The sequence below is a fragment of the Herbidospora galbida genome, from assembly GCF_005233835.1.
Lineage (GTDB): Bacteria > Actinomycetota > Actinomycetes > Streptosporangiales > Streptosporangiaceae > Herbidospora > Herbidospora galbida.
In genome coordinates this window covers 139,203-150,076 of sequence record NZ_SZQA01000020.1, presented here as the reverse complement: position 1 = coordinate 150,076, position 10,874 = coordinate 139,203, and the positions used below count along the sequence as shown (strand labels likewise).

The following is a 10,874-nucleotide window of genomic DNA, read 5'->3' as shown; positions in this document are numbered from 1 at the left end:
GCCACGAGCGCCGCGCCCAGCGCGGCCGCCTCGTCGGGCGCCGCCGCGGCCGCCCCGGTCGGCCCCGCCGCCGACCCGAAAGACATCAAGGTATCCGGTGCCCTGGGCAAGAAGCCCAGCGTGACCTTCCCGAAGGGCGGCCCGGCGCTGACCTCGTCCACCCGGGTCATCTCCGAAGGTGACGGCGCCGCCGCCGCCGACGGCGACACGCTGGTCGCCAAGGTGAGCGTCTGGACGTGGGACGGCAAGGAGAACAAGGCCACCGGCTCCGCCTACGACACCGGCCAGTCGGAGTTCGTGCCGATCAGCCAGCAGCAGATGCCCAAGGCCCTCTACGACGGCCTGCTGGGCAGCAAGCCCGGCGGTCGCGTGCTCGTCGTGGTCGGCAAGGACTCGATCGACCCGGCCGTGGTCGAGCAGGCCAAGACCCAGGGCACCGACTTCACCACCAGCTCGCAGGTGCTGGTCATCGACGTCGTGTCGGCGACCGCCAAGGCCGCCAAGGGCAAGGCCACCGACCCCGGCATCGAGGGTGTCAAGCTTGTCAACCCGGGTGACGACAGCGCTCCGACGCTGACCACCACGACCACCGCGCAGCCGCCGAAGGACCTGACGGTCAAGACCGTCATCCAGGGCGACGGGCCGAAGGTCAACGAGAACCAGACGGTGATGGTCCACTACACCGGCAAGATCTGGGGCACCGACAAGCAGTTCGACAGCTCGTGGGAGCGCAAGCAGCCGACCTCGTTCGCGCTCAACCAGGTCGTGCCCGGCTGGAAGCAGGGCCTGACCGGCGTCAACGTCGGCAGCCGCGTCCTCATCACCATCCCGCCGGCCCTCGGCTACGGCGAGGCCGGCCAGCCCGACGCCGGCATCAAGGGCACCGACACCCTGGTGTTCGTCGTCGACGTGCTCGGCGCCCTGTAACACCGATGGACGAGCTCGCGGCGGTCGCGGCACTCAACGACCCCGTCCGCCGTGAGCTCTACCGATTCGTCACCTCGAAAGGCCGCCCGGTCGGGCGCAACGAGGCCGCGGAAGCGGCCGGCGTCGCGCGCACCCTGGCGGCCTTTCATCTTGACAAGCTTGTCGAGGCGGGCCTCCTGGAGGCCGATTTCGCCCGTCTGACCGAGAAGAAGGGTCCGGGCAGCGGCCGCCCCGCGAAGGTCTACCGCCGGGCGCCGGGGGAGCACGTCGTGAGTGTGCCGCCGCGCGACTACCGCACCCTGGCCCTCGTCCTGGCCGAGGTGGTCGATCTGCTGGGCGGCGACGAGGTGGCCGAGAAGGCCGCCCATCGCATCGGTGCCCGCCTCGGCGCCGAGAGCGCCGCCGGCTCGCTCGCCGAACTGCTCGCCGAGCGCGGCTACGAGCCCTATGACGACGACGGCCTGCTGCGCCTGCGCAACTGCCCCTTCCACGTGCTCGCCCAGGAGCAGCCGCTGCTGGTGTGCTCGATGAACCTCTCCCTCTGCCGGGGCCTGCTCGAAGGCCGGGGGGAGCCCGGCGCGCCCCGGCTGGACCCCCGTCCGGGGGAGTGCTGCGTCGTCTTCCCCCAAGAGAACTCTAAAACAAATCAAAGTTGACATAGAAGACCCGGCTTTGCGACGGTGAGGTCATGCATCTGGCCCAGTTCAACGTCGCCCACATGCGCGCGCCCGTCGACGACCCCCTGCTGACCGAGTTCGTCGCCGCCCTCGAACCCGTGAACACGCTGGCCGACGCCGCACCGGGCTTCGTGTGGCGCGCGATCGCCAACGAGGACGACCCCGAAGAGACCATCACCCACGAGTTCGGCGACCACCTGCTGATCAACTACTCGATCTGGGAGTCCCGCGAGACGCTGTGGAACTTCGTCTACCGCTCGGCCCACCTGGCGGTCCTCCAGCGCCGCCGTGAGTGGTTCCTCCGCGTGGCCGAGCCCTACACGGTGATGTGGTGGGTGGAGGAGGGCGAGATCCCGTCGCTCAAGGAGGCATGGAACCGCCTCACCCTGCTGCGGGAGAAGGGCCCCACCCCGGACGCCTTCACCTTCAAGGAGTTCTACGAACCCAACGGCGATAGGGGATAGCTCGGGTTCCGGGCATTCTCCCGCGCCGTCCGGGGCTGTCTTTCGCTCCGTTACGGCTCCGCCCGCCCGGCACCGACCGCCGTCTCCGCCCGCGCCGCAACCGGCGCCAACCGGCCGCGCCGGTCCGCCCCGCCACGGCACATGCGGGGACCACGAGCCGCCGATCGGCGGCGGGTGATCACTTCTCCGGAGATCGGGAACAGGGGCCCTGATCGCCGGTGCCGCCGGGGCCTTCGGTCAGGCGGGCAGGAGGGTGGCGGCGTGGCGGCCGGCCGCGGCCGAGGTGAGGAAGTAGGCCAGGTCCTGGTCGAGTTTGCGGCCCATGGTCGACAGCCCGACGGGGGAGGCCCGGAGGGCGTCGTACAGGCCGTCGACCTGGACTTTCACCAGGTTGTGGCGCTCGCCCAGAGGCTCGGCCTGGCGTTCGACGCGGGCGCCGAACTCGCCGCCCAGCTCCGGGACGACGACGTCGGCGCGGGTCAGGGCGACGCGGCCGTAGGCGGTCAGGCTGTGGTGGGAGACGCCGATGTGCCGCTCGCGGAGGTCGCCCTCGCTGACGCGCAGGGCGGCCACCGGGCGGCCGTTCAGGACACCGGCTGCGTTGATCGCCTCGCCCGACGAGACGCCCGAGAAGCCCCACTTCGTGCCGGTGCCCAGGTTCCCCGGGCCCTGGGCCACGATCGTCAGGTCGGCGTGCAGGATGTGGCGGGCGGCCAGCAGCCCCGTGTGGGTCGTCACCGCCTCCAGATCGCCCCCGAACGACTGGCCGACCGTGACAACGCCTGTCAACCAGCCGATGTCGCGGAGCTTCGCGCACGCCATCGAGAACCACGCCGGGAGCGCGCCGCCGTCGAGCATCACGTAGGCGACCCGGGCCGCCGGGCGCTCCAGATAGAGGCCGCAGAGGATCGCGGGCAGCGCGGAGTGCAGGTCGGCGACCACGACGGGCATCCCGTCGAGGGAGTCCGCCTCGCGGAGAACCTCGTGATGCGGGGAGTCCTGTTCGTCGGCGCCCAGAACCGTGGCCTGCAAGGGGGTGTAGCGGGCCTTGACGAGATGCCCCGGCCCTGAGGGATCTTGTGGCAAACGGTCAGGAATCGCCACCACCATGGCGTAACCTCCCGTACCGAGGCCCATGGCGAGGGCGGTCGTGTTCAGCAGCACCGTGTCGCCGGGCTCGGGGCGGCCCACCAGCGGCGGATAGGCCAGCGCCCGGCATCGGGCGCCGTCGTCGACGGCGACCTCGATCTCGAGCGCGCCGGGCCATTCGCGCCTGATCTCACGGACCTCGCCCCTGCGCCATCTGATCACCGGAAAAGGGTAGCGTTCGAGTCAGGAAGGAGGGCCGATGTCGCGGCGGAAGACGGAACGGTTGCTGAATCTGGTGATCTGCCTGCTGTCGACCCGGCGTCCGCTGAGTGCGGAGCAGATCCGCTTCGCGGTCCCCGGGTACGACCCGGTCAACGACGAGGCCTTCCAGCGGATGTTCGAGCGGGACAAGAACGAGCTCCGCGAGATCGGCATCCCGATCGAGGTCCAGAAGGACCCGTGGGAGGACGACCCGGGCTATCGCATCGTCAAGCAGTCCTACGAGCTGCCCGAGATCACCCTGGAGCCCGACGAGGCCGCCGTGCTCGGCCTGGCCGCGCAGGTCTGGCAGCGGGCCAGCCTCGCCGAGGCGGCCGGGGGCGCGATGCTCAAGCTGAAGGCCGGCGGGGTCGAGACCGACCTGGCCGAAGGGCCCCTGGAGCTGCGGGTCGACACCCGCGACGCGGCCTTCACCCCGCTGTGGGAGGCGGTCCGCGACCGCCGGGCCGTCACCTTCCACTACCGTTCCGCGGGCAGCGAGACGGTCCTGAAGCGTGTGGTCGAGCCGTGGGGCGTGCTCTCGCGCCGCGGCCGCTGGTACGTCGTCGGCCACGACCGCACGCGTGACGGCACCCGCGTCTTCCGGCTCAGCCGGATCACCGGTGACGTCACGCCCACCGGGCGGCCGGGGAGCGTCGAGGTGCCCGAGGGCGCCGACCTGCGGGCGCTGGTGGCGTACGCGGGGGAGGACCCCGGCCCCGAACGGACCGCCACGGTGCGCGTGCGCCCCGGCACCTGCCAGGGCCTGCGTCACCTCGCCCGTGAGGTGCGGCCCGGCGCCGAGTGGGACGAGGCCGACATCGTCTTCACCGACCCCGAGCGGCTCGCGGGCTGGCTGGCCAGCCTGGGGCCCGACGCGGTGATCGACGGCCCGCCCGACGCCCGCGAGGCCGTGCTCCGCCGTCTGAAGGGTGCACTCCATTGAACGACCGGCTGCCCCGGCTGCTCGCCCTCGTGCCCTACCTGATGTCCCACCCCGGCGCCTCGGTGCCCGAGGTCGCCAAGGTGTTCGGGCTCAACGAGAAGCAGCTCATCGACGACCTCCAGCTGGTCTGGATGTGCGGCCTGCCCGGCCACACCCCCGGCGACCTGATCGACGTCTCCTGGGACGGCGGCGAGATCCTCATCGACAACGCCGACACGATCGCCCGGCCGCTGAAGTTGGGCGTCGACGAGGCCAGCGCGCTTCTGGTGGCGCTCCGGATGCTCGGCGAGCTGCCCGAGTTCGCCGGCGGCGAGGTCCTGGGCCGGGTCGTGGCCAAGCTGGAGCAGGCCGCCGGCGACGGCGCGGCCGCCGTCAGCACCCAGGTCACCGTCGAGGTCGAGGCCGCCCCGGGCGCGCTGGCGACCGTCACCGACGCCGCCCGCCGCAAGCGCCGCCTCTCGCTCGTCTACTACACCCCCGGCCGCGACGAGGTCGCCCCCCGCGAGGTCGACCCGCTGCGGGTCGTCCTGGTCGACGGGCGTCACTACCTCGAGGGCTGGTGCTACCGGGCCGAGGCGATGCGGATGTTCCGGGTCGACCGGATCCAGGAGGTCGCCGTCCTCGATGTCCCGGCCGACCCGCCCGCCGAGGCCGAGCCGATGGACGTCACCCAGGGCGTCTTCCGCCCCTCCGACACCGACGAACTGGTCGAGCTCGAGGTCACCCCGTCGGGGCGCTGGATCTCCGAGTACTACCCGGTCGAGGAGGTCGAGGAGCTCGGTGAGGGCCGCCAGCGCGTCGCCCTGCGGGCCCGCGACCAGGGCTGGCTGGTGCGCCTGGCCCTGCGCCTGGGCGACTCGGGCCGGGTCGTCCGCCCCGAGAGTCTGGCCGAGCGGGTCGCCGAGACGGCGAAGCGGACCCTGGCCAACTACGAGGGCAGCCTGTGAATCACCGCCGCCGGGCCGTCCCGGCCGCCGGCGGTGAAGGAATCGTGGCGGCCGGGTGACGATGGTTTCGGCTGATCAAGAGGGAAGTCCGTGATCTGGTTACTGGTCGGTCTCGGGGCGGCGGGGCTGCTCCTGGTGGGGTTTCTGGCCGTTCGGGTCTTCATTGCGGCCCGGGGACTGGGGGCCGAAATCGAGCGGGCCAAGAGCCGAATGGACCCGATTCGTCCCCCTGAAGGGTGATGAGCACTGCGATCGCAGCGTACGATCGGGCAAGGACGTGCATCACCCGCCCCTTAAGGACGTGTCATGGGAAGCCTGGGACCCACTGAGCTGATCATCATCGGGCTCATCATCATCCTGCTGTTCGGCGCCAAGAAGCTCCCCGACACGGCTCGTGCCCTGGGCCAGTCGCTGCGCCTGTTCAAGAAGGAGACGCAGAAGCTCCGCGAGGAGGACGACGACAAGTCCACCGTGGTGCAGGCGCAGGCTGAGACCGTGACCCCGCAGGCCGCTCCGGTGCCGCCGGCGCAGATCCCGCCCGCGACGCCGACGCCCTCGGTCGAAGACCGGCTGCGCCAGCTCGAAGAGGAGAACGCGAAGCTCCGCGCCACCTCGCAGCCGGCCGCGCAGCCGTCCGACAAGCAGAACTGAACCCGCCGCACCTTCTTTCGAGACAGGATCATGGGATGGCCCTGTTGAAGAGGTCGTCGACGCCGAAGCCCTCGGCCGCGGCGGACGATCCCGATGGGCGCATGTCGCTCATGGACCACCTTCGCGAGCTGCGGAACCGCCTGTTCAAGATGATCATCGGCGTCGTGCTCGCGACGATCGTGGGTCTGGTCTTCTTCGACCCGATCTGGGATTTCATGACCGGGCCGTTCTGCCGGCTGCCCGACGCCTACCGGCTCGGCGGCGGCAAAGAGTGCAGCCTGGTGGTCAACAGTGTCACCGGCGGCCTCTTCATCAACCTGAAGGTGGCCTTCATCTTCGGCATCGTGGTGGCCTCGCCGCTGTGGATCTACCAGATCTGGGCGTTCGTGACGCCGGGTCTCTACCGCAACGAGAAGCGCTACAGCTACACCTTCCTCGGCCTGGCCCTGCCGCTGTTCCTGGCCGGCGCGACGCTCGCCTACCTGACGATGGACAAGGGCCTGTCGCTGCTGCTGGGGTTCGTGCCCGAGAACTCGGTGCCGCTCATCGACGTGAACGAATACCTCACGTTCCTGATGATGATGCTGCTGATCTTCGGCGTGTCGTTCCTGCTGCCGCTGCTGCTGGTCTTCCTGAACCTGATCGGCGTGGTCCGCTACGAGACCGTGGCCAAGCACCAGCGCATGGTGATCTTCGGGTTCTTCGTCTTCTCGGCCGTCGCGACCCCGAGCCAAGACCCGTTCACGATGCTGGCGCTCGCGCTGCCGATGATCGCGTTGTTCTTCGTCGCCGAAGGCTTCATGTACTTCCACGACAAGCGCGCCGACGCCGCCGCGGCCCTCAAGGCCCGGCAGATCGAAGAGGAGCTCGACGGAACCCCGGCCGAGTGAGCCGGCCCGTCGTCCTGGTGAACCCGGCCGCCGGAGGCGGCCGGGCGGCCCGCCGCCTCGGCCCGGTGCTGAGCCGGCTGGGCGATCACGAGGTGATCTCGGGCGCGTCGGCGGGCGACACCCTCGAACGGGCCCGCGCCGCCGTGCGGAAACGGCCTCCGGTGGTGGTCGCGTGCGGGGGTGACGGCCTCGTGCACCTGGCCGTCCAGGCGGTGGCCGGCACGGGCGTCCCGCTCGCGATCATCCCCATGGGCACCGGCAACGACATCGCCGCCGACCTCGGCATCCCGCGTGACCCGTTAGCCGCCGCCGACCTGGTCGCCGGGGGAGTGCCCCGCCTCATCGACGCCGCCACCGTGGGCGACCGGTGGTTCGCCGGGGTGCTGGCCTGCGGGTTCGACTCCCGCGTCAACGAGCGTGCCAACGCGATGACGGGCCCGGCCCGCTATGTCACCGCCGTGCTCAGGGAGCTCCGGGAGTTCCGCCCGATCCCCTTCCGCGTCACCCTCGACCACCACCCCGCCCTGGAGCTCGACGCGATGCTGGTGGCCGTGGGGAACACCCGGTCGTACGGGAACGGAATGAAGATCTGTCCCACCGCCGTGCCCGACGACGGGCTGCTCGACGTGGTGATCCTCAAGGCGCTGCCGACGGCCGCCTTCCTGCGGGCCTTTCCCCGCGTCTTCCTGGGCACCCATGCGAAACACCCGGCCGTGGAGATCCACCGTGCCGCTTCCGTGACCCTGGAGGCACCCGGCGTGATCGCCTACGCCGACGGGGAACGCGCCGGACCGACGCCACTGACCTGCACGGCCCGTGCCGGTGCGCTGACGGTGATGACACGGCCGTAACAGGAATATCGGTAGGGTTGACGGCATGAGCACGCCTGCGGAACGCTACGCCGCCTTCCGTGACCAGCAGACCGAGTCGGGCCCTGCGCTCACCTCGTTCCGCGGGTTGTACGACTTCGAGCTCGACGAGTTCCAGCTCGACGCCTGCCAGGCACTGGAGGCCGGAGACGGCGTGCTGGTGGCGGCCCCGACCGGGTCGGGGAAGACCGTGGTCGGCGAGTTCGCCGTCCATCTGGCCCTGGAGCAGGGCCGCAAGTGCTTCTACACGACGCCCATCAAGGCGCTGTCGAACCAGAAGTTCAACGACCTGGTGCGGCGCTACGGCGCCAAGAACGTGGGTCTGCTGACGGGTGACAACAGCGTCAACGGCGACGCCCCGATCGTCATCATGACGACCGAGGTCCTGCGCAACATGCTCTACGCGGGCTCCCAGACCCTGAGCGGCCTCGGCTACGTGGTCATGGACGAGGTCCACTACCTCGCCGACCGCTTCCGGGGCGCCGTCTGGGAAGAGGTGATCATCCACTTGCCCGAGTCGGTGCGCGTGGTCGCCCTGTCGGCCACGGTCTCCAACGCCGAGGAGTTCGGCGAGTGGCTGGGCGCGGTCCGGGGCGACACGACGGTGATCGTCGACGAGCACCGCCCGGTGCCGCTGTGGCAGCACATGCTGGTCGGCAACCGCCTCTACGACCTGTTCGCCAGCGAAGACGGCGCGACCCGCATCAACGCCAACCTGATGCGCATCTCCCGCGACGAGCAGCGGCTCAACCAGGCGCGCGGCAAACGCGGCTACAACCGCCCCCGGCGCACCCCCCACGACCGCGCCCAGGTCATCGAGCGCCTCGACGCCGAGGGCCTGCTGCCGGCGATCACGTTCATCTTCTCCCGCGCGGGCTGCGACGCCGCCGTCAAGCAGTGCCTCTACGCCGGCCTGCGGCTCACCACCGACGAGGAGCGCCACGAGATCCGGCAGCTGGTCGACGAGCGCACCGCCCACCTGCCCGACGAAGACCTCGCGGTGCTGGGCTACCTCGACTTCCGCGACTGCCTGGAGCGCGGCCTGGCCGCCCACCACGCGGGCATGCTCCCGGCCTTCAAGGAGGTCGTCGAGGAGCTGTTCACCAAGGGCCTGGTCAAGGCCGTCTTCGCGACCGAGACGCTGGCGCTGGGCATCAACATGCCGGCCCGCTCGGTCGTCATCGAGAAGCTCGACAAGTGGAACGGCGAGACCCACGCCGACCTGACCCCGGGCGAATACACCCAGCTCACCGGCCGGGCCGGCCGCCGCGGCATCGACGTCGAGGGCCACGCGGTGGTCGTCTACCAGCCGGGCATGGACCCGATCGGCGTCGCGGGCCTGGCCAGCACCCGCACCTACCCGCTGCGGTCGAGCTTCCGGCCCTCCTACAACATGGCCGTGAACCTGGTCGGCCAGGTCGGCCGCGAGCGCGCCCGCGCCCTGCTCGAAGACTCCTTCGCCCAGTTCCAGGCCGACCGCGCGGTCGTCGGGCTGGCCCGCCAGCTGCGCAAGCACGAAGACGCGCTGCAGGGCTACAAGGAGGCGATGACCTGCCACCTGGGCGACTTCCCCGAATACGCGGCGCTGCGCCGGGCGCTGTCCGACCGGGAGGCCGAGCTGTCCAAGCAGCGCGGCGCGGCCCGGCGGGCGCAGGCGGTGCAGAGCCTGGAGGTGCTGAAGGTCGGCGACGTGATCCGGATCCCCGGCGGGCGCCGGGCCGGGCTGGCCGTCGTCCTCGACCCGGGCGTGAGCGTGCGCGGCGAGGGCCCGTCGCTGCTGGTGCTGACGGTCGGCAAGCAGGTCAAGAAGCTGACCCCGGCCGACTTCCCGGTGCCGGTCGAGCCGGTCGAGCGCATCCGGGTGCCGCGCAACTTCAACGCCCGCAGCCCCAAGGAGCGGGCCAACCTGGTCGCCACCATGCACGCCAAGCTGGGCGACGTCGACCTGGGCAAGCCGGTGCGCGCCCGCGACCACGCGGCCGAAGACGACGAGATCCTGCGGCTGCGCCGCGAGCTGCGCCAGCACCCCTGCCACGGCTGCGACGAGCGCGAAGACCACGCCCGCTGGGCCGAGCGCTACTACAAGCTGCTGCGCGAGACCGAGGGCCTGCGCCGCCGCGTCGAGGGCCGCTCCCACGTCATCGCCCGCACCTTCGACCGGGTCTGCGGCATCCTCGACCAGCTCGGCTACCTCGACGGCGAGACCGTCACCGACGAGGGCCGCCGCCTCGCCAAGCTCTACACCGAGCTCGACCTGCTGACCGCCGAGTGCCTGCGCGGCGGCATCTGGGAGAAGCTCGACCCGGCCGAACTGGCCGCCTGCGTCTCCTCCCTGGTGTACGAATCCCGCCAGACCGACGACAACCGCAGCCCCCGCGTCCCGGCCGGGGCGGCGAAAGAGGCCCTGGCCTCGATGGTGAAGCTGTGGGCCGACCTGGAGGCCGTCGAGCAGGACCACGACCTGTCGTTCACCCGCGAGCCCGACATGAGCTTCGCGTGGGCGGCCTGGCGGTGGGCCAAGGGCCACACCCTCGACGCGGTGCTCACTGACAACGACCTGGCGGCGGGCGACTTCGTCCGGTGGATCAAGCAGCTGCTCGACCTGCTGGGCCAGTTGCGCGACGCGGCGCCCAAGGGCAGCAAGGTGCGCGAGACCTCGACGAAGGCGATCGACGCCATGCGGCGCGGGGTGGTGGCCTACTCGTCGCTGACGTGAGAGCGGCGAACTGACCGGCCGGTCAGGCGCGGGTAGTGGTTCGTTCGCGCACCGTATCCCCATGGGGAGATTCCGGGCGTAACGCGGCGGAAATCCGCTATGTACAAGCCCCGCCCCTGGAGGTCCGGATGTTCGCTCTCCTCGCCGCTGTCCTGTTCCTCGTCGCCCTCGTCTTCGCGATCGGCGGCTACGCCGTCGGCGCGGTCCTGACCGTCACCACGCTGACCATCGCCGGCGCCGTGTTCCTGGCCCTGCACCTGGGTGGATACGGCACCACATGGAGTCTCAGGAAGTGACCTGACTTTGTAAAGGGCCGTTCCGCGATCGCGCGGGGCGGCCCTTCGCTCATTTCCCGGCGCATTATTCGGTTACAATCGCCTTGGCCGACGCCAATTGAGCACATTAGCGATACGACATCTCCGGACGATTGAGGAGCGTAA

11 protein-coding genes are annotated in these 10,874 nt (G+C 70.7%); 10 read left to right on the top strand and 1 reads right to left on the bottom strand.

The annotated features are described in order from the left end of the window. From FDA94_RS21240 to FDA94_RS21230, 3 genes are all read left to right on the top strand, one after another. Nucleotides 1-927 (top strand): FKBP-type peptidyl-prolyl cis-trans isomerase (locus FDA94_RS21240; RefSeq protein WP_137248819.1); only part of this gene is annotated, 927 nt, incomplete at its 5' end. 5 nt (nt 928-932) lie between these two features. Continuing rightward, a complete protein-coding gene (locus tag FDA94_RS21235; protein ID WP_137248818.1) occupies nt 933-1,583 on the top strand; it encodes a helix-turn-helix transcriptional regulator in 651 nt (216 codons plus the stop codon). Between the two features lie 32 nt (nt 1,584-1,615). Beyond that, nucleotides 1,616-2,068 carry a DUF3291 domain-containing protein gene (locus FDA94_RS21230; RefSeq protein WP_137248817.1) on the top strand — a complete coding sequence of 151 codons (453 nt, stop codon included), beginning with the start codon at nt 1,616-1,618 and terminating at the stop codon, nt 2,066-2,068. Between the two features lie 237 nt (nt 2,069-2,305). Here FDA94_RS21230 and FDA94_RS21225 read toward each other — a convergent pair whose 3' ends face one another. Further along, nucleotides 2,306-3,379, bottom strand: coding sequence for a DUF3866 family protein (locus tag FDA94_RS21225; protein WP_137248816.1), 1,074 nt, complete (start codon nt 3,377-3,379; stop codon nt 2,306-2,308). A 37-nt stretch (nt 3,380-3,416) separates the two neighbouring features. Between FDA94_RS21225 and FDA94_RS21220 the strand changes: the two genes are divergently transcribed. From FDA94_RS21220 to FDA94_RS39325, 7 genes are all read left to right on the top strand, one after another. After that, nucleotides 3,417-4,361 carry a helix-turn-helix transcriptional regulator gene (locus tag FDA94_RS21220; protein ID WP_137248815.1) on the top strand — a complete coding sequence of 315 codons (945 nt, stop codon included), beginning with the start codon at nt 3,417-3,419 and terminating at the stop codon, nt 4,359-4,361. Continuing rightward, entirely contained in the window at nt 4,358-5,308 is a 951-nt protein-coding gene (locus FDA94_RS21215; RefSeq protein ID WP_342778511.1) for a helix-turn-helix transcriptional regulator, read from the top strand. Before FDA94_RS21220 ends, FDA94_RS21215 begins: the two co-directional genes overlap by 4 nt. A 306-nt stretch (nt 5,309-5,614) precedes the next feature. After that, nucleotides 5,615-5,959 (top strand): Sec-independent protein translocase subunit TatA, encoded by a 345-nt coding sequence (gene tatA / locus FDA94_RS21210; RefSeq protein ID WP_137248814.1) that lies wholly within the window; start codon nt 5,615-5,617, stop codon nt 5,957-5,959. 35 nt (nt 5,960-5,994) lie between these two features. Continuing rightward, nucleotides 5,995-6,849 carry a twin-arginine translocase subunit TatC gene (gene tatC, locus FDA94_RS21205; protein WP_137248813.1) on the top strand — a complete coding sequence of 285 codons (855 nt, stop codon included), beginning with the start codon at nt 5,995-5,997 and terminating at the stop codon, nt 6,847-6,849. Continuing rightward, on the top strand, nt 6,846-7,700 hold the full coding sequence (locus FDA94_RS21200) for a diacylglycerol/lipid kinase family protein (protein WP_137248812.1): 855 nt from the start codon (nt 6,846-6,848) through the stop codon (nt 7,698-7,700). The genes tatC and FDA94_RS21200 overlap by 4 nt, the downstream gene beginning before the upstream one ends. A gap of 25 nt (nt 7,701-7,725) precedes the next feature. Beyond that, the gene (locus FDA94_RS21195) at nt 7,726-10,434 is read left to right on the top strand and encodes a DEAD/DEAH box helicase (protein ID WP_137248811.1); all 2,709 of its coding nucleotides are present in this window, start codon (nt 7,726-7,728) and stop codon (nt 10,432-10,434) included. Nucleotides 10,435-10,562: 128 nt separating this feature from the next. Then, nucleotides 10,563-10,730, top strand: a complete 168-nt coding sequence (locus FDA94_RS39325; RefSeq protein ID WP_169806404.1) for a hypothetical protein — start codon at nt 10,563-10,565, stop codon at nt 10,728-10,730. Nucleotides 10,731-10,874 lie beyond the last annotated feature (144 nt).